We start from the raw sequence: 16,801 nt of genomic DNA, 5'->3' as shown, positions 1-16,801 counted from the left end.
GTTGGCCTAAAGCCCTCTAAAGCTTACCTTAATGAACACGCTGAAACGATGAACGCAAGTTCCAGGTTACACGCGGATAGTCAATGATTAGGCGTACCAGCCATCTGGCTTTTTTTGGCATGATAAGCTGCACGAACACGACATACCAATGTCCGCACAGTGGTCGATGTTCGTTCACTGGATTGCTCCTGCACCCGGAAAACGAGCGTTTTTCTTGTGGCATCACTGGTGGCTGCGCTGCAGTGCAAACATCACCAGAAAAACCGTTGTGGAAATCATAGCAAGATTGCATTGAGCTCCCTGTCTTTGTCTGGCGGAGTCCCCTATAAATCGTCATCATAGTCAGTCGCACGTCGCGCTTTCGTAAACTGCCAGGTAAGAATTTCAAAACTTTCTTATGTGTCACTGCATCCTCGATCAGCGGGTTGGTGGCACTCTAGGCGAGTCACTTGCCGTGATTCAATCTAAGCTTGTATTATCTCTGAGAAACTAACCCATTAGTTGTGTCAAGAGCATGGTCAGGGGTGTTGTCACGTTAACATCCAGTCCACAAAGAAGTGCTGATGCCCAGATCGCTGCGTCATGAGAAATGATGACCGCGAACCGTTAGTGCCGAAAACAGCGCTTGCATGAATGTCGAAAATACTCTCGCAAAATTAGAGATTTTCGCTCCCGAAATCGAGAATCTTCAAAAGAGCATCGGCTCCCTGAGCATACAGTGCAACAGTTTCGGCTTTTTCAAGGGGGGATAATTCAGACCATGTTCGCCCTGAGTGCTCCCCTTTCAAAATGAGCGCATCCGCTTCTCCGGTCTCGGCGTCAAGCGTCAAACTGAACTCCTCGTTTTCCATCTGAACCGAAGGCGCTCCATTTGTTAGTTGAAGAAGGGCCATTGCCCTTTCTGCCTTTAGTTCGGCAATCCGTTCATCCCGCTCTTGTCCGCTGAGCCTTTGAGCTTTCTCCATTTCTTTTCGCCAAGACTGCATTGCAACGAGAATAGCTGCTCCGGCGCTGACTGGAAGAAAAGGGGGAAACAGAATTGCGGCCGTAACGCCGAGACCAACGCCAGCACCTGCCCCGCGAGTGAGTGCTTTGCCGCCGGCCTGTAGTCGCATCGCAATAGGCCTGGTGATGTTGTCTGACATCACTCCGCCTAACGTCCGTTGTAAATTGGATGCTAGTACTGGAACAGCGTTCGCGCGTTCAAGAGAAGCCGAAACACCTTCCTTCAACGCTCCAACCATGTTTGGAACAACGTCAACGCTGTTCTTGGCCCGTTGCAGGGTAGTGTTGGAGGCCGATAATACGCCATCGCGCGTTCGTTCGAAGAGCGATGCTTTCTTGAATTCCTGTGCGGTTGTCGGCGCATAACTGGCAAGCACGCTGAGTTCGACCTTGGCCTCAACAATCGCAGCCTGTTCGATCCGTTCACGTGCAGAGGATGCCAACTGGGCCGCACGATTGATCGAAGTGTAAATCTCGTGCCGCTCGTCTTCTTTGACGGAAATCATTTCGTCGATGTTGTCCAGCATCGACATAACCGCAAAAAAACTTGGCACGTGAACCGCATGAAACGCCCTGTTCAATTTCCACGCGTTCGTGTCACGGCGAATTGCATCAGAAATAAAATTCAAGTCTTGAGTGAGCATGCCTATTGCGCGATTGAAATCATAGTCGATTAATGACCGATTTTCGACCAACAAAGCGAGTTGATCTAAGCTGCGTAACCGCTCCTCGTTAGATTTAGAATTTTGCAAATCGAGAATTCCTTAGCTTCACTCAATTCAAAATAGCGGGCTGCTCAAAGAAGTTGAAGTCGAGAGGCGATCGGTTGGGCATTTTTGCCCGCTAACCGAAGCGAGTTTTAGCGCCAAGGCGGTTTTGTTCTGGACCCGTTAACTTGGTTGCCGCCATCTCGGCGACCTGTTTCGAACCTTCGAGTCGGGTAACGGGAAAATCATACTGGACAGATTGCCCAGTCGCCCAATTCCAAGAGTATCCTGATGATGGAGAGGGTTCAAATGTTAACACCCCGTTTCCAAAGATATCAATTACAACACCCGGACTATTTGTAGAATGTATTGTACCAACGTCAGGTTTTTTGTTAGTCATTTAATTTCACTCGTGTCTCGAATATCTCTTGGATTACCCTCGTAGCCTTCAAAGGGGTAGTGTTTGTCTCTGAATTCGAGGACTCCTTCAGCCGAACTTATAAAATCCTGTGCATCGCGCCATTTTCCCTTGGTTGCCCCGATCTCTGTCGTAAGTTCGTTTCGAATTCCAACACTTCCTGAGTACTCCGTGAAAACATCCCAGGCTCCTTCCCAAGCTTCACCGATTTTTTTGGCAATCCTGCCCCCGAGATAGTCACCAGCCTTGAAGGCGAAATCGAGAGCGCGACCATCCGTCTGAAGCGAGTTACTATAGTCGGCAATGCTTTTTGCCCGATCTATTTCCCTTTGAATTTGATTGTCCGTCATGGACCAGAGGTCATTCGTGTTGGGAAAACTCAAGTGATCACGGTCTTCACCAGCCATGTTTCATTCCTTCAGTAGTCTAACGATCTATTCGGTTGGAGCTTTACAATCGGCGAATGACGCATACTCAATGAATGAAAGCATAAATTTTTCCAGGTCTTCCTGCCGGAAATAGGTCATTCTAAACTCTGGAGGAATACCTGTAGATGAGCCGAATTTAGTGTAATTTTTCCATCTATTTAAATTGGAAATACCAGGGACCTGCTTCCAAATCTCCATCTCAATCATCGGTGTTTCAGCACCTTGTCTACTGGAAAAGTGAAAAGGCCAGTTTGAGGCTGGGAACTCCTTTTTTGCCCATAACCTGAAGCGCAGCAACTCTGGTTCGATATCGTAGTAGAGATCATTGAGGGGCATAAGAACGACAAACAACGGGCCTCGCTCAGTGCTGCGTTCGATGACCTCATAGCCGCTGGAGAAGTCGATAGTCTTCAGGTTGATGAAGCGCTCATACTTATACAAACCATTGTTTGCTTCACTTGGCTCAATGGCGCGTTCAAACGTTAAGACGCAACTATCTATAGCAATTTGGGAATACCCCATTTCTGTAAGAGCAGCCGTCAGTGCCTCAGCAGGAGAGGTTTGTGAGATCGCAGCGCGGGGCAGATGAAATACCGCAAACATCAGTGCTACAATGAAAGCTGCGCCTGCCAGTTTCGGCTTCACCGAATTGATGTTAAATCTACGTTGTGGCACGTCGTACCTCCAAGTTACTCAGCTTTAAGTGGAAGTCATCTTTCTTTAATGGCCGCTTATGCTTAACAAATTCCCAGATCGTCAAAAGCATGAATTTGACGGCAGCGGTCGGGCTTCAAACAAACCAGCAGTTTCAGTGCGCTAGGGTAAAGCGCCCAAAATTCTGTAACCAGTGCGATCAATCTCGTCACCAGGCGCATCTTCTTTCGAGCATCGGGTATGTTAAGTTCAGTCTGTTCAGTTGGATATGGCAACTGCTGTTTTCCTTGCTGCTTCTCTCACGGGGCATTTAGCCCAAGGAGGGGTTCCCAAACTTTCTTATATGTCACTGCGTCCTTGATCAGCGAGGTGTTGGCACCGTAGGCGAGTTCCTTACTGCGATTCAACCTGAGCTTGCATTATCTCTGAGTAAACTAACCCGTTAGTTGCGTCAAGGCTAGGGGCCACAGCACCAAAACCGGGCCAGGGGGAGGTCACGGTGAGACCGATACCCGTTTGCAACCCGGTGTATGACACAAACGGGTTTGTCACCGTCACGTCGACCCCCAGGGCAGGCTTAGGCTCAGATTTCAGGCGGCTGGCGTGGCGGTCTTCACCGTGGTGCAGAGCTTCCATGCGATGGTGTATCGGATGGGCCAGGCTGAACGACCCCTGGATCTGGGCGCATTCCTTGTTGCCCCCTGCCCCACCCGGACACAGTGCAGGCACGCAAACGCATCACGGCAGGGCGCAACGCGAATGCAGGATATCGGCCATGATCACCACATCCGGATCGTCCAGGCAGGTGAGGACATGTGCATCGGCCCGGACATCTCTGAGATCCGCCGCCGCCGCGACCGCTCGAGGGCTGGCGCCAAGGCAATATCCCGGATTTCAGCGCAGCCATGATCGTGTGTGTGACCTGCTGGTAGATGTTGAATTTCGGCCTGGCCATGGTGATCACCTCGTTCACGTGATGAAAGTCACCACGACAAGAAGATCTCTTTCTCTCTACCGCCGGCCTGCCCCATGGCCAGCCGCGCACTCCGGATCGAGTGCCGTATCTGCTTGACCTGCTTGGTCAAAACTTAGGCGAAAACACGGAACGCCAACAAAAGTTGCCCTTCATATTTCAATCATTGGGTCGGCTGGTTGAATTTGGTGTAGTTCAGAGTTTAACGCGCATTCGGTTACAGCTGGGGTTTTGCACCAAATCGCGGCAAGGCTGCGGCAGGATTACTCTGGCACAGACTGGTAGAGCCACCGCGACAGCGTGACCGAAAACGGAAGCGGGACCCAAAGCCCGAACCTGACATCGGCGTCGCGCAGCACCTCACCGATCCAGACGTTGCAGGTGCGGAACAGATCGAAACGGCCATTGGCGACAAAGAACCGGTCGGTCGCGGAGAACCCCGCAACCTGCAACGGCACCAGATGCCCCTGATCCGAGCGGGAGAAACTCGCATCGACCGCATCCAGAAACAGAGCGAATTGCGCTCGGTCCATGCGGATGTGGGGCAGGTCGAGGTCGGGTCGCAAGGGGCCGAACGCATCAACCCTCAGAACCGATTGGTCGCCCGTTAACCCTTTCAAAAGCGCCGCGATGGTCACGTCTGCATAGGTACCGGCGGTTGTGTAGAATTCGCGAGCGCCCCATCCGACCATCAGCCATTGCATCTCGGGCTGATCGACCGGAACCCCCGCGCGCCGCAAGTCGTCCAATCGGTTTCGGGTTGCAGGTGTCAGCGGAATGAGGAAGTCGTAGTGAATGGGTCCGCGGATGAGCTGAACCTCAATCGTACCGGGCCCGGCCGTTTTGGGCCAGTTGCCGGGAATGACCGCGCCAAGCGTTGCGGCCAGAAAGTAAACCCCGATGGGGGCAAACAAACTCAGGCCAATGCGCAGCCCCGCTTTGCGCATTCACCCAGCCTCGCGCCCTTTCAACACGTATTTGCAATCGCAATGCGGGCATTCGACCAAGCCAGTGTCTTCGGGGATTTGCAACCAGAGGCGCAAACGGCCCACTGCGCCATCACAGGCATCGCGAGCGGATTCAACGACTTTGGTTTCCGGCGCTTCGATGGTCACGGCTGGCGATCCTTCTTTGGTTGTCGGCCCAGCGGGCATGTAATCTGACATTCCCCAGGTTTGTTGTCTCCGAGGTATGGTTACGTCGCGAGGTTGGCAGATCAAGGGGTCTTTTTCACGAAGGGTGCCAGCAATCGCAGAATTGACCGAGGGTTGACAAAATATGCCTCCCGCCGATGCCATCGACGATCCTACGGCTTCATTTTCCAGTGAGTTGGGCAGACTTGCCGAGCCTCTTTGGTTCAGTTTGATCTGGGTGGCAGTCGGCGAATGGCAGTGAGGACGGCGCGCATCTTTGGGCGGGTTGGAAAGTGATGGCACGGGCGCGGCACATCATCGGGCAGCGGGTGCTAACCCTCGTTGCATTGATGCAAGAAATCATGCCGAAACACGCCGACAATGCATGCGGGATAGGTTTTCGGCTTGGACCGCGGGTCAGGCAAAAATGCGCCAGAGGGCAGAACCAAGTAAAAGAACGTAGCCGATGATCAGGCAAGTCTCGTCAGCACGACGCCATGTGTTGACGCTGTCCTCGCGACGTTCCTGCAGGATTTCCGCAACAGCATTGACCACACTGGTGTCGCCCTTTTGTCGGCGCTGGTCGACTTCCTGCTTGATCTTGTGCAAGCTTTTCTTGCGGACATTCATGGACCAAACCGGCACTGCGAGGATCGCGATGCCGAAAAAGGTCATTACGTTTTGTGCGACGGGAATCCAGCTCATTAGAGGGGTGCCATCGCAACCTGGAATTTCTCGTCCGGAAATTCACCTCCGCAAACAGCGCTCACGAGCTGCCGGGGTTTTTTGACTTTCTTCTTTGGATCCTTTGGTGGCACAGGGGCACCATAGAAGCCAACTGTCGCGACAACACCACAGGCCTCGGCATAGCGGTGCAGAGTGTCTGTGTTCGGCATTGGTCCGGACGGCGACTCCAGCTTTGAGATCGCGTTCTGCTTCATGCCAGTGAGTTCGGCCACTTGCTCCTGTGTCAGCCCGGCCCGCTTGCGAATGCTGCGCAGCGCCAGGGCAAGGTTTCTCTTGCGCTCATTCCTGTCCAGAAACTCTTCGAGTCCGGGACGGATTTTGATCAGCTCTTTATGCAGTTCATTGGGTTTCATGATTTGGGCTCCCATACTGGGTTCACGAGTTTGTATTGACTTGCCGCAAGGTTTTTGCCGGTTTCGCAGGTGTACTTTCCCGCTGGGGCGGCTCCATGATAGTGAATGTCCCCATCGATCAGGTCCTTGGAAGCGATCGAAATGACGAGTCGATATTTTCGGCAATCCGGAATCGGAAGCGAGATAATCTCATATTTGTCATCCAGCAGTCCGCAACGGTGTTCGAGATTTGGCTGGATCGCCGGATCTGGATTTTCGAGTTCCATAAGAACCATCAAAACACCGTTTATGCATTCTTCGCTTAGCGTCTCCAAAGTATCGAGAACTTCTTTTTTGGCTCCTGGTAGAGTGTCCACAACACGCTTGTCTGTCATTGAATATATCCTTTAAATGATATCACTTCAAATGAATATTTGATAAATATTTGAGTATAGGAGCAGCCTAACCTGTTCCCATTGATTTTTCACGTGTTTTTGGCAAACCGCTCGAAATTCAAGGTCCGGCTATCACTCACAGGTGTGCTATTTCCTTGGTTCCATACGGTGTTGTCGGCGACGGCAACGCAGTCAGGTTTGAACCGGGCCAAGCTCTTGGCAGTGACCTCGCAAGCTTTTTAATTTGCCAGTAGCAAGCAGCGCGTTGCCCTCCCAATTCAAAGCACCTCAGCTCGAAGTTGGGCATCTCATGAACACCCTGCCGCCAACTGCGGTGTCCATACGTGGGAGGCACATGCTCAAGGTATCCACCGACACAACAGAACCGATCGTACTCAGATTGAGCCGGAAGCCCACGCGCTTTATCCCCAAACAGGGGCTTGGTCATGCCAAGGACCCGGCGCACCCTGCGGCCCCTTTATGTGTGCGAAGACCGTTGGCATCAACCGCGCAACCGCAGTTTCGAGTTCAGTGTGAGCTGACCGGTCAAGTGACGCCACCGCGTGATCAGCACCCGCTGCTCCTGCCAGTTAAGCGCCAGTTTCAATACGACCTTCTCCGCACCATCGGGATCGTTTGGTCCATCTTTGCGTCCCCATATCCAATGGCCATCCCACACGCATCAGCCGCGCACCGCCCGTAAGAATCATCGGCTTGCTTTGTCGGACATGAGAGATGATACTCAACCTAAGGTTGTTCTCCTCCTTGACCCTCGCGTGCAACACAGCGGCGGGTGCAACGCGACGAAATTCATCACAGGAGACTACAGATGCGCAAATCGGAACTGATCACCGCCGTCTACCAGGAACTGGGCCAGACGATAGAAAAGCGGGCCGTTCGCAAAGCCGTTAACGCCATTTTCGAAGACATTGCTGCTGGGCTGGAACGTGGCGACCGGGTCGAAATCCGGCGCTTCGGCAGCTTTGAGGTCAAACATTACCCACCACGAAAGTCGCGCAATCCACGTACTGGTGAAACATTCGATTTGGGCCCCTCCTGCCTACCTCGCTTCCGGCCTGGCAAGACCATCATCGCACAGATCAATGGTCGGGGCAGTCGACGTAATTGACATCCATCGCAGCGCGAGCCGGAACACCACCGAGGTTTGATCTGCAGGCCGGGATATGCGCATCTGACAGAATTAAGTTACTCGAAACGCCGCTGATCTGCCAGTTCCGCATCGTACCAGGCCTTCTCGGATTACATTCCCGCAACGGAAAACGCCGACGCCAATCCAGACCTGGCATGGCCCGCTGAGATGCTCGACATGATCGAGTCGGTTGCCTGCGCAGCGGCATTGCCAGACAACTTGTTTTAGTTTCGCGAACCTATGTGAAACTGTCTTACTCTGACCTCACAAGTAATTCGCCAAACGGCTTTTACAAAAGCGGTGGAGAAACGAGAAAAGCTTGCGGCAACCTGAAACCCGCGCGCCAAGATTGGAGTCTACGCCTGATCAGACACTGCAGGTATACCGTTGTGCCGCCTCAGCAAAGCAAAGATACCCTTGAGCTTTTTTAGCAGATTGCCGTGCGAACCCCAAAATACCCTGCCGCCCCGCAACCGACCGACCCTAGAACCGGTCCTCAATCCATTTTCTGGTTCCCTTAAAGCCCCAATTAAACCTTGGCCTTTTACTGAACTCAATTACCATCAGTCGATCATTGTCATCAATGAAGTCTTCGAGATCGTTTTTCACTTCTTGAGCAGTGTTGTTCGATTTAACTAACCAAAAGGAAAGTTGCGTTTTTACAGCCCCTAATTCTTCAAGGCGGCAGAATAACGGTTTGTAACCGTTCTGAGCGACCAAATCATAAGAAATAGCAAAGTAAGCCATACAAGTTATCTCCTGATTGAAGGTGGTTAGAGAAGTTCACGCATAAGCGAGCCTGCGCGTGCGACCCGACGGTGCTCTCAGCAGGCAAACTACGTAAACGGTGAAGTCGCGCCACTCGTTGTTCGGAAAACGGAGTTGTAGCCAACTATCCATCAACCTTTTCGTTGCACCCAGTTGGTGCGTACGCCTCGATATGCCCTGCCAGAAGGTCCTTCTCCATGTTGCGGCGTAGTGGTAGCGAGCCGACAGAACAGCAGTGAATTTCCGTCGCGCCTTTCTTTTTTATGCAGCCCTGACTCTCATGGCAGTCAAGTCTGCTATTCAGAATGCCCTGACCGATATAAACGGCTTCGTAGCCTTTGCTCGTTCGTCTGGCATATATGTACACTCCGACCGTATCCGCAGTGAAACGCTTACCGATTTTGTAAATCCAAAAACCGTAGCCCATCCCCGAAATGCCAGTCCAACTTATGTCCGGTTTTGCAGCCATTCTCTATCCCAGGTTGTTTTCCGGTAAAGTTAAACACGTTAAAGATGATTCTGCCATACACCTTTAAAATGGAAAAGCCACCAGTGCGGGCACACCGATGGCTTAGGGGCTGAGCTTTCTCTTTCGAGATAACTTCAGGAAAAATGTATCGCCGCGGACAACAAAAATCAACCGCCCATCCCGGTTACTTGGCCGGCGATCAAAGGCACGACACCAGCTAATACACAGCCGATTACACACCGGCCTGCTTTAATGTTACATGGAGAACTGCGGTGTTTGAATGAAACTGGCGGGCTGTTGCTCAGCGCTCCTATTCCGCGTGGGCATTCTATAGTCTGGCAGTCATCACGCTGGCCCTGGGCCAACTACCTTCCCTGCGCCAGGCCATACTCTTATCAAAAGCTACGCAGCCAGCCTCAACGACGCTCTCTCGTTAAACTTTGAAACTCGCTAACTTACGCCAAATCGTGAGGCTGGCTACGCTTTTCCTGAAAAGCAGGAAAAAATTAGAAACGCGGCCTCTTGAAATAAAGGGAATCTGCGTTCCTACTGAGCAGTTAACAGCTTAATCACTAAGGATAATAGCGAGCATCGGAGTAGCTGCACTGACCTTACGAATAGGGTCTCCCAAAATTGGTATCGCTTAGGCTATCCGGCAAGGTGCGCGTCTTCTCAATTCGAACAAAACACGAGAGGCCGGTTACAACTTTGCAAGCGTGAACAACTGGATCATGAACCTCACTCTTCGCGCAGCGCGCGCTTTGGCTGTGGCTTACGGCAACAAGGATGTTCGCAGGAAAGATCCTGATAGATGGCCTGCTCGACGCCCGCCCCACCAGACAAGGATCAGATGACCGTCTCGACTGCGTCAGCTTTCCGTAATCGGTCTGGACAATATTGTTGTGGTATTTCACCTACTGATGTTCCGCCGCGTGTGCACTTTTGCTTTCATCCTTCAGTTCGCCGAGGTCGGCGGCGTAGGTGGGGGCTCTATCTGTGTGGGACAACGACGCTGCTCGCAAAACTTTAAATTCTTCAGCGCCTTCCAAAGAAAACGTTTGGCGGCTTCCGAGAAAGAGGAACCACACTCTTCACATGATTTGTCCTGCAAAGCCCTTCCAGCGAACCGATGAAATCCAGCATCCCGGCAGTACGCGCGTCGATGGGTGTAGGCCGGGTCTCCGCGGTCGCCAGTTCGGCCGGAGCACCGCAGGTAACATCGCGCCGGACAGGATTTGCGCCCTCATTGGCCACGCCCCGCCACATCTGGCCATTCAGGAGCGATCCGGACCACCTGCAGGATTTTCCGGACAATTTCGATGGTATGTGTTTCGAACTCCGGCTCGCGCAGAAACTTCGACAGCTGATCGAGGCGGACACCGTTTTCCAGCGCCCAGGAAATCATCACGCAGCCGTCACGGTATTTCCAGTTGAGATGTGAATCATCCGGTACGCCGCTGCCAAAAAGCACCACGCAAGGCTCTGTCGCATCTGTGCTGCGATACCCCACGGTAATCGTCACAAACAGGCCTTTGCGCACTTCGACCTGACGGATTTTGGTGAAAGGTGGATCAGGAGGAGTGTCCGATCTCGGCGTATTTGTACTGTGTTGGTTCATTGCTCGACGTCCATGCTCTTGAAGCCCTCCTGGCTTGCCTTGTCGTAACGCGGGTCTACGAGCGGCAGAACCCATCCCTGCAGTTAGCACTCTGCTATATTCAATATAACAGCTCTTAACCTGAAATTCTTGTGCAGCGGGTACATTCCAAACGGAGTCACAAGGTATCTAAAGCGCGCGTGGTTTCATTGAATTCGTGGGCCAGTATGCAGATCAAAAGCAGCGATTGTGAAGCGGAGCGCGTTCGACTCTACATGCAGGCGCAATTGACCGGGTACTTTTTGGTGCCGTCGGTTATGTGACAACCCTCCTGTCCAGGTTGTCTCTGGCGGCCTCAAGCCAGCTGCTTATGGCCTCCTCCATATTCTGTCCACTCACTTCGAGCCCGTGAAGACGCAAAACGACCCTCGGCGGTCCACCGGGCCGTTCCCGAGCATCCGCCGCTGTGCCATTTACGGACAGGGCACCACCGTTTTCGATGAGGGCCGTGAGAACGATGAGTACGATGCCCGTAAATTCTACATTCAGTGCATCCTTCGGAGTGGCACAGATGGCCTCGATTTTCCTGATCAGCGCCATGCGACCTTCGACGTGGTTATGTTCGGTTCCTGGTTGTGTCATTTCCCCCCCCGATCTGTTTTAAGGTTTGAAACGTCCCACCCCCGACCCGCCGCGCAGTTCTAAATGCCCCACTCCCAATCATTCGGGCGATCTGTCCGGCGAGGGAGTTTCCGGCGTGGCCTGTCAGGACCTCTTCAACGGCGTCGGGCGCGCAGGTCATCATTATAGCAAGAATTGCCAGGAAAACCGCTAGCATCATAGCCTGGCCCTTCCTCTCGCTGAGATCGAAGGTTGCGAGTTGGGATATGAGCACGCCACGGAACAGCGCCATAAACAGGTTCAGCACCTTTTCGGCGGCGCGTTTGAAATAGCACATTGCGATGTGCCGCGAGCTGGACCATCCGGCAAAACCAAACGCGATGATGGCGGTGGCAAAAGCGATATAGAGCTCGAAACAGGCAATCATGATCAGCACGATACCGGACGCCGAAGCTGATCGGTTGTGTCCATACTCCCGGGTGGCTACCATCAAACACTTCCCTTTCAAGAACCCCAATCCCCCCAGCGGATCGAACCCCAAGTAAGTCAATGCTGACTTTCAGCGGTATCGTGGGGATAGCACTATATATGGTATCTCGAATTGAGTAATTCACTATATGGATTGCGCTTACCCCCTCTTTGTTCTATATTGGGGCTGATGCTGAAAGAGGATACTGCCATGTCCCAGACCATCAAAGCCGAAGCGCTGCCAGCTACGCAAAAGCAGCTGGCCTATGCTCGCAAAATTGCCGAGAGACAAAACGTTGCTCTCCCCTGGGAGGCTCTGCAAGACCGTCGCCAGCTCAGTCAGTGGATCGACACTCAGTTGGCCACCCCGCGTGCCTGCGACACCAGGCCCAGCTCCAAACAAGTCGCCTTCGCTGAGCGCATCGCCCGCATTAAACGCAGTGCGGTCCCGGATGAGTGTTTCCGCGACCGCACCTTGATGTCCCGCTGGATCGACAGCAACAAACCCTGAACCCTTTCAAACTGCTTCAGAGATGTTCTCGTCTCCCCTCCTTCATCGGAGCAGGGGACTCGCTCTCGACGACGTAGGCCGTGTCATCAACGTTGCTTTTGTCATCGCCGCCGCCAAAGCGATGTAACCCTTGTAGCCCACTTGCAATTGCACCGCGCCTGTCACGGTGCTTCAGTGACGCAACAATTGAGGCCTGGATCTCGGTCTCGTCCAAGGGCACTCCTTCGATTGCAAAAGAGGAGATGGCCTCTTGGGCAAGTTGCGAAAGGTGAAACTCCTCCCGGTCGGTATCCGGAGGCCCGTCAATGAGGCCTGTGACTTCACCGACCATTTGAGATGATGTTGCTAGGTACGGTTCTACCCGCTCATGGTCATAAGTGAATTTGGGCCAGTATTTGGATTGCCAGACTTGCGTCATGAGGAGATTGGTAAACACTTTCCAATCATTTTGATCTGAATAATTGTTTGGTTCAAATCAATCGAAGCTAGGGTATCGCCCGGCGCGTCGTGGCAGTTCCGCTTCAAGACCAAACGGATCGCGGTATTGAAAGTACCTGGCGAGAAATATCCAGGCCGCCGTGCCAAACTGCAAAAAGGTTAGCATGTGGCCACTGCTCGATGGTGTTCCCGAACCGGAAGAACAGCGGTGCCTCGCTTATACGGCCTTGCGTCCCCGCAAGTTTGATATGACCGCCCTTAGCATAACGCCTGGTGACGCATGTATTCCTTGGGGCGATCCTATTCAGCCGCTTCAAAGCGCAGGCTGCGCACGTCGGGGTCAACACGGCTATAGACAGCAAGCAGACGCGCCGACCACTTCTGCGCGATGTAGTCGGCCATAAAACGGGACGGCGCCATCAGGGTCACTACCCCCCCTGCCCTGTCGGCCTCTGTCAGATGCTGGAACCAGCTGGACCAAAGCTCGGGGTCGCGCCCATGCAGAATGGTCTGAACCTGTGTCCAGACATCCGTCCCGCGCGAATCGAGTGCAGGTGGTTTAACCTTGAACGGCACGATATTAGTTTGGCCTTCCGGCTCTTCGGTCATCCGCGCCTGAAAATCGGAGCCAATGGTGGGCCAGACCTCCGAGGTGTCCACCATCAGTTGCTTCAGATCAAACTCATAGACCGCAACACGGCCACGGGCCGCCGGACGTTTGACAGCGATCCAACCCATTGTCCGCAGCTTGGCCATCTCCCGCTTTACTGTCCGTTCGTTCACTGACCAGAGGCGGGCGATCTCTTCCCTACCGATCGACAGTTCATTGCTGCGCCAATTATAGCGTGTGGTGATCAGAGCGATGACGCGAAGAATACTGCGCTGTTGGTGCTTGTCTCCGGACAAGGCGTGCACAGTCAAAGCCGATAGTATGTCATATTTTATGGCAGGCGCATTCCGCCCCACCGGTTTTGCAACCTGCATACCTGTTCTCACCGCTATATCTGCCTCGGACGGATGATACCGCCGCTGCCGCGCTGTTTGCCAACGCTTTTCGCTATGTTGACCTGATTAGCGTCCAAACTGACGATTCTGTCAAGTGGAGTCTGATTTGAGCTCGAGTTTGGTCCAATCTAAATCCAATTCTAAAAAAGAAAATGGGTGAAGTACTGGTGATGGGGGACATATGGGACGTCCCCTTATTTCCTAGATGTGCCCCCCTAAATGGAGTAGGGCTTTCTATTATGACCCCCTAAATCCTGATGCAAGGACCGTGGTCTGAGAGGCAGTCGAATCAAAGGGCCTCCGAATCGGTTGGCGGCTGGGAACCCTTTGTTTTCTTACCCATGGGTAAGATCGCACTCTTATGATAAATTCTTTTGCAAAAAGCGCAAATCAAGCGTAAATAGAAAAAACATAGAAAATAGCGTCCCAAAAAACGAGACCTGAGGCATGTACACGCACGAAGACCTGAACGCCCTGCGCAATCAGTCCCTCAAGCTGCAGGGCTGGATTCGCCAGCAAACCTTCAGCCCGGAGATGGAAAAGACCCTCCGCCGCTTTTCGAGCTGGGAGGTGTCCGAGCTGATCTTTCGCGTCAATCAGTCCACTTTTCGCGGCAAGCTGGCGGCCGACCCTTCCCTGCCCGGGGGCGAGGTTGAGCCCGATGGCCGTCAGCGCTGGTTCAGCCTGGAAGAAGTGAATGAGCTGCGCCGCCGGCTCAAGGTGAATCGCAAATCCCTGATGCCGCCTCGCCCCGCCGGCAAGCGCGCCATTCGCGCAGCCGTGGCCAATTTCAAAGGTGGCGCGGGCAAGTCCACTGTCGCCCTGCATCTGGCCCACGCCGCCGCGCTAGATGGCTATCGTGTGCTGGTAGTGGATTTCGACCCTCAGGCGACGCTGAGCCATTCAATGGGTCTGACGGACGTGGCCGAGGATTTCACCGTCTGGGGCATCATGGCGCGCGATCTGATCCGCGAAACCGAGCGGATGAACAACCGTCCTGCCGCTGCCGAATCCGGCACTGCCCTGCCCCGCCGCGAGTTGCCGCCGTCGATTACGGATATGGGGCTCGGCGATTTGCGCATCTCGGACTTCATCAAGCAGAGTTCCTGGTCGACCATCGATGTCATCCCCTCCTGCGCCAACGCGGCCTTTGTGGAATTTGCCTCGGCGCAGTACCGGCATCTAAACCCCGAGTGGTCGTTTTTTGCCGCGGTGTCGCGCTATCTGGATCAGATCCCGGATGACGCTTATGACCTGATCCTGTTCGATTGCCCACCTGCGATTGGTTACCAGTCGATGAACGCAGTCTTTGCTGCTGACATGCTTTATGTCCCTTCCGGCCCCGGCTATTGGGAGTATGACTCGACCACCTCGTTCATTGGACAGCTGGCCGAAGCGCTGGAAGACCTGGCCTATGGTTTCGATAAAACCTTACCCACGGGTAAGATCGGCTTGCCAAAAACCTTCTGCGAACTGCGCTTCCTGCTGACGCGGTATGAGCCGGGCAACGCTTTGCACTTGGCCATGTTCGACGCGTTCAGGAAGGTGTTTGGAGAACATGTCGCGGAGTACCCGGTTGAGATGACCCGCGCTGTCGAACAATCCGGCCGCTTCCTTAGTTCGGTCTACGAGATGGACTACCGCGAGATGACCCGCGAGACCTGGCGTCGGGCGCGCTCGACCTTTGACAATGTGTATGAGGAATTCCGAGGCGTGATGCTGTCGGCCTGGGACAAGCTGGAGGATGACGCATGAGCCGTAAACGCAGAATGTTCGACATCGACATGCCGGCCACGGATGACTTCCCGGTTGGCAAGGTACCGGATAAGGTGCTGGAAAAGAGACGCGGGCCAATGGCCACAGCGATTTCGGAAAACGCCGACGCGCTGCGCAACCAGCAATCCACCGAGGATTCGATCCGCGCCGAGAACGATCGTCTGGCGCATGAATTGGTCCGGCTGCGGTCTGAAGGATTGGTAACCGAGCACGTGGCCTTGGCGGATATCGTGACTGAAAAGCTTACCCGTGATCGCACGGCTGGACCTGATCCTGAACTGGAGGAATTGAAAGACTCGATCCGCGACGTCGGTCTGTCGAATCCCATTCGTCTCGAACGCCGGTCGGATGGGCGGTTTGACCTGATTCAGGGTATGCGCCGCCTGTCCGCGTATCGGGCTTTGCATGAGGAAACCGGCAATGCGTCCTATGCCAGAATCCCGGCGGGTATTTCCGATGCGACGGATCTGAATGACAGCTACCGGCGCATGGTGGACGAGAACCTGATCCGCAAGGACATCTCCTTTGCTGAAATGGGCGCGTTGGCGCGGGCCTTTGCTGAGGACCCAGAGAATGAATGCCCGGACGTGGCCAAGGCCGTGGCAATTTTGTTCAAGTCCGCCAGCTACACCAAGCGGAGCTACATACGATCCTTCGCCAGTTTGCTGATGATGCTGGACAATGTGCTTATTCATCCCAACGAAATTCCTCGCAATCTGGGGGTCGAACTGAAACGTAAACTCGACGCCAATCCCGGACTGATCCGACAGGTCAGCACGGCGGTGATGAGTGAACCCGATCGGGATGGCCCGCGTGAAGTGGCCATTCTTCGGGACTTTGTGTCGCCGGAGACCACCGCGCCGAGGAAACCTGCAGTGTCGCGGAGCGGTAAGACGCGCCGTGCAAAAACTACGTTTCAGGTTTCGAGCCGGGCAGGGGTTGCCAAGTGCTCGGCCTCCAGTGGCCGGATTGAGCTGCGTTACGATCTGGATTTCACTCGCGTGGATCGGGGAAAATTGGAGAAGGCCATTGCCACCCTGATTGACGACCTGCAGGAGGATGACAATCTTACCCACGGGTAAGGTTGAAGCAGATCCTTGTTAACACCAAGCGCCGGGTCCAAAGCCCGGCGTTTTCGTTTTTTGGTGATTACCCCAACAAATCCGCTGCAGGATTTTCCGCGATATCGACATCGTCATAGTATTT

At 53.7% G+C, this 16,801-nt stretch carries 20 protein-coding genes; 5 read left to right on the top strand and 15 right to left on the bottom strand.

The genetic code is table 11. The annotated features are described in order from the left end of the window. Nucleotides 1–656: 656 nt before the first annotated feature. The 3 genes from GOW92_RS23795 to GOW92_RS23785 form a co-directional block, all read right to left on the bottom strand. On the bottom strand, nucleotides 657–1,757 hold the full coding sequence (locus GOW92_RS23795; RefSeq protein WP_170566034.1) for a hypothetical protein: 1,101 nt from the start codon (nucleotides 1,755–1,757) through the stop codon (nucleotides 657–659). 351 nt (nucleotides 1,758–2,108) lie between these two features. Next, entirely contained in the window at nucleotides 2,109–2,537 is a 429-nt protein-coding gene (locus GOW92_RS23790) for a hypothetical protein (RefSeq protein ID WP_170566030.1), read from the bottom strand. Between the two features lie 27 nt (nucleotides 2,538–2,564). Next, complete coding sequence (locus GOW92_RS23785) at nucleotides 2,565–3,233, bottom strand: hypothetical protein (RefSeq protein ID WP_170566027.1); 669 nt, start codon at nucleotides 3,231–3,233, stop codon at nucleotides 2,565–2,567. Nucleotides 3,234–3,815: 582 nt separating this feature from the next. Between GOW92_RS23785 and GOW92_RS23780 the strand changes: the two genes are divergently transcribed. Then, nucleotides 3,816–4,121 carry a hypothetical protein gene (locus GOW92_RS23780; protein WP_170566025.1) on the top strand — a complete coding sequence of 102 codons (306 nt, stop codon included), beginning with the start codon at nucleotides 3,816–3,818 and terminating at the stop codon, nucleotides 4,119–4,121. Between the two features lie 327 nt (nucleotides 4,122–4,448). Here the strand turns inward: GOW92_RS23780 and GOW92_RS23775 are convergent, their stop codons facing one another. The 5 genes from GOW92_RS23775 to GOW92_RS23755 form a co-directional block, all read right to left on the bottom strand. After that, on the bottom strand, nucleotides 4,449–5,132 hold the full coding sequence (locus GOW92_RS23775; protein ID WP_170566023.1) for a TIGR02117 family protein: 684 nt from the start codon (nucleotides 5,130–5,132) through the stop codon (nucleotides 4,449–4,451). Further along, nucleotides 5,133–5,300, bottom strand: a complete 168-nt coding sequence (locus GOW92_RS23770; protein WP_170566060.1) for a zinc-finger domain-containing protein — start codon at nucleotides 5,298–5,300, stop codon at nucleotides 5,133–5,135. Between the two features lie 435 nt (nucleotides 5,301–5,735). Further along, on the bottom strand, nucleotides 5,736–5,993 hold the full coding sequence (locus GOW92_RS23765; RefSeq protein ID WP_170566020.1) for a hypothetical protein: 258 nt from the start codon (nucleotides 5,991–5,993) through the stop codon (nucleotides 5,736–5,738). A 29-nt stretch (nucleotides 5,994–6,022) separates the two neighbouring features. After that, entirely contained in the window at nucleotides 6,023–6,418 is a 396-nt protein-coding gene (locus GOW92_RS23760; RefSeq protein ID WP_170566017.1) for a helix-turn-helix domain-containing protein, read from the bottom strand. Beyond that, nucleotides 6,415–6,792 (bottom strand): hypothetical protein, encoded by a 378-nt coding sequence (locus tag GOW92_RS23755; RefSeq protein WP_170566013.1) that lies wholly within the window; start codon nucleotides 6,790–6,792, stop codon nucleotides 6,415–6,417. The genes GOW92_RS23760 and GOW92_RS23755 overlap by 4 nt, the downstream gene beginning before the upstream one ends. Before the next feature lie 829 nt (nucleotides 6,793–7,621). Here GOW92_RS23755 and GOW92_RS23750 point away from each other — a divergent pair. Next, nucleotides 7,622–7,921: an HU family DNA-binding protein gene (locus tag GOW92_RS23750; protein ID WP_170566011.1), complete on the top strand. Its 300-nt coding sequence runs from the start codon at nucleotides 7,622–7,624 to the stop codon at nucleotides 7,919–7,921. A 504-nt stretch (nucleotides 7,922–8,425) separates the two neighbouring features. On the opposite strand, the gene GOW92_RS23745 is transcribed toward GOW92_RS23750, so the two are convergent. From GOW92_RS23745 to GOW92_RS23725, 5 genes are all read right to left on the bottom strand, one after another. Further along, entirely contained in the window at nucleotides 8,426–8,689 is a 264-nt protein-coding gene (locus GOW92_RS23745; protein WP_170566008.1) for a CRISPR-associated protein Cas2, read from the bottom strand. A gap of 145 nt (nucleotides 8,690–8,834) precedes the next feature. Then, nucleotides 8,835–9,179: a hypothetical protein gene (locus GOW92_RS23740; RefSeq protein ID WP_170566004.1), complete on the bottom strand. Its 345-nt coding sequence runs from the start codon at nucleotides 9,177–9,179 to the stop codon at nucleotides 8,835–8,837. Between the two features lie 1,243 nt (nucleotides 9,180–10,422). Further along, on the bottom strand, nucleotides 10,423–10,797 hold the full coding sequence (locus tag GOW92_RS23735) for a hypothetical protein (RefSeq protein WP_170566001.1): 375 nt from the start codon (nucleotides 10,795–10,797) through the stop codon (nucleotides 10,423–10,425). Between the two features lie 294 nt (nucleotides 10,798–11,091). Continuing rightward, nucleotides 11,092–11,418, bottom strand: coding sequence for a hypothetical protein (locus tag GOW92_RS23730; protein ID WP_170565998.1), 327 nt, complete (start codon nucleotides 11,416–11,418; stop codon nucleotides 11,092–11,094). Beyond that, complete coding sequence (locus tag GOW92_RS23725; RefSeq protein WP_170565996.1) at nucleotides 11,393–11,887, bottom strand: hypothetical protein; 495 nt, start codon at nucleotides 11,885–11,887, stop codon at nucleotides 11,393–11,395. Before GOW92_RS23725 ends, GOW92_RS23730 begins: the two co-directional genes overlap by 26 nt. A 189-nt stretch (nucleotides 11,888–12,076) precedes the next feature. Between GOW92_RS23725 and GOW92_RS23720 the strand changes: the two genes are divergently transcribed. Further along, complete coding sequence (locus GOW92_RS23720) at nucleotides 12,077–12,376, top strand: hypothetical protein (protein WP_170565993.1); 300 nt, start codon at nucleotides 12,077–12,079, stop codon at nucleotides 12,374–12,376. 16 nt (nucleotides 12,377–12,392) lie between these two features. Here GOW92_RS23720 and GOW92_RS23715 read toward each other — a convergent pair whose 3' ends face one another. Together GOW92_RS23715 and GOW92_RS23710 are read right to left on the bottom strand one after the other, a co-directional pair. Then, nucleotides 12,393–12,794 (bottom strand): DUF4172 domain-containing protein, encoded by a 402-nt coding sequence (locus tag GOW92_RS23715; protein WP_170565991.1) that lies wholly within the window; start codon nucleotides 12,792–12,794, stop codon nucleotides 12,393–12,395. Nucleotides 12,795–13,114: 320 nt separating this feature from the next. After that, nucleotides 13,115–13,798 carry a DnaA N-terminal domain-containing protein gene (locus GOW92_RS23710; protein WP_170565989.1) on the bottom strand — a complete coding sequence of 228 codons (684 nt, stop codon included), beginning with the start codon at nucleotides 13,796–13,798 and terminating at the stop codon, nucleotides 13,115–13,117. A gap of 468 nt (nucleotides 13,799–14,266) precedes the next feature. Here GOW92_RS23710 and GOW92_RS23705 point away from each other — a divergent pair, with 468 nt between their 5' ends. Continuing rightward, nucleotides 14,267–15,574: an AAA family ATPase gene (locus tag GOW92_RS23705; RefSeq protein WP_170565987.1), complete on the top strand. Its 1,308-nt coding sequence runs from the start codon at nucleotides 14,267–14,269 to the stop codon at nucleotides 15,572–15,574. Continuing rightward, on the top strand, nucleotides 15,571–16,677 hold the full coding sequence (locus tag GOW92_RS23700) for a ParB/RepB/Spo0J family partition protein (protein ID WP_170565985.1): 1,107 nt from the start codon (nucleotides 15,571–15,573) through the stop codon (nucleotides 16,675–16,677). The genes GOW92_RS23705 and GOW92_RS23700 overlap by 4 nt, the downstream gene beginning before the upstream one ends. Nucleotides 16,678–16,801: the final 124 nt, after the last annotated feature.

The sequence above is a fragment of the Ruegeria atlantica genome, from assembly GCF_013032505.1.
Lineage (GTDB): Bacteria > Pseudomonadota > Alphaproteobacteria > Rhodobacterales > Rhodobacteraceae > Ruegeria > Ruegeria atlantica_F.
The sequence above is the reverse complement of the archived record's forward strand: the minus strand, read 5'-3'. Positions and strand labels throughout refer to the sequence as shown.

What these genes read in the sequence shown, in the direction of transcription:
- GOW92_RS23790 (WP_170566030.1), bottom strand. Translation starts at nt 2,537, where the DNA reads ATGGCTGGTGAAGACCGTGATCACTTGAGTTTTCCCAACACGAATGAC.
- GOW92_RS23775 (WP_170566023.1), bottom strand. Translation starts at nt 5,132, where the DNA reads ATGCGCAAAGCGGGGCTGCGCATTGGCCTGAGTTTGTTTGCCCCCATC.
- GOW92_RS23765 (WP_170566020.1), bottom strand. Translation starts at nt 5,993, where the DNA reads ATGACCTTTTTCGGCATCGCGATCCTCGCAGTGCCGGTTTGGTCCATG.
- GOW92_RS23760 (WP_170566017.1), bottom strand. Translation starts at nt 6,418, where the DNA reads ATGAAACCCAATGAACTGCATAAAGAGCTGATCAAAATCCGTCCCGGA.
- GOW92_RS23755 (WP_170566013.1), bottom strand. Translation starts at nt 6,792, where the DNA reads ATGACAGACAAGCGTGTTGTGGACACTCTACCAGGAGCCAAAAAAGAA.
- GOW92_RS23750 (WP_170566011.1), top strand. Translation starts at nt 7,622, where the DNA reads ATGCGCAAATCGGAACTGATCACCGCCGTCTACCAGGAACTGGGCCAG.
- GOW92_RS23745 (WP_170566008.1), bottom strand. Translation starts at nt 8,689, where the DNA reads ATGGCTTACTTTGCTATTTCTTATGATTTGGTCGCTCAGAACGGTTAC.
- GOW92_RS23740 (WP_170566004.1), bottom strand. Translation starts at nt 9,179, where the DNA reads ATGGCTGCAAAACCGGACATAAGTTGGACTGGCATTTCGGGGATGGGC.
- GOW92_RS23735 (WP_170566001.1), bottom strand. Translation starts at nt 10,797, where the DNA reads ATGAACCAACACAGTACAAATACGCCGAGATCGGACACTCCTCCTGAT.
- GOW92_RS23730 (WP_170565998.1), bottom strand. Translation starts at nt 11,418, where the DNA reads ATGACACAACCAGGAACCGAACATAACCACGTCGAAGGTCGCATGGCG.
- GOW92_RS23725 (WP_170565996.1), bottom strand. Translation starts at nt 11,887, where the DNA reads ATGGTAGCCACCCGGGAGTATGGACACAACCGATCAGCTTCGGCGTCC.
- GOW92_RS23720 (WP_170565993.1), top strand. Translation starts at nt 12,077, where the DNA reads ATGTCCCAGACCATCAAAGCCGAAGCGCTGCCAGCTACGCAAAAGCAG.
- GOW92_RS23715 (WP_170565991.1), bottom strand. Translation starts at nt 12,794, where the DNA reads ATGACGCAAGTCTGGCAATCCAAATACTGGCCCAAATTCACTTATGAC.
- GOW92_RS23710 (WP_170565989.1), bottom strand. Translation starts at nt 13,798, where the DNA reads ATGCAGGTTGCAAAACCGGTGGGGCGGAATGCGCCTGCCATAAAATAT.
- GOW92_RS23705 (WP_170565987.1), top strand. Translation starts at nt 14,267, where the DNA reads ATGTACACGCACGAAGACCTGAACGCCCTGCGCAATCAGTCCCTCAAG.
- GOW92_RS23700 (WP_170565985.1), top strand. Translation starts at nt 15,571, where the DNA reads ATGAGCCGTAAACGCAGAATGTTCGACATCGACATGCCGGCCACGGAT.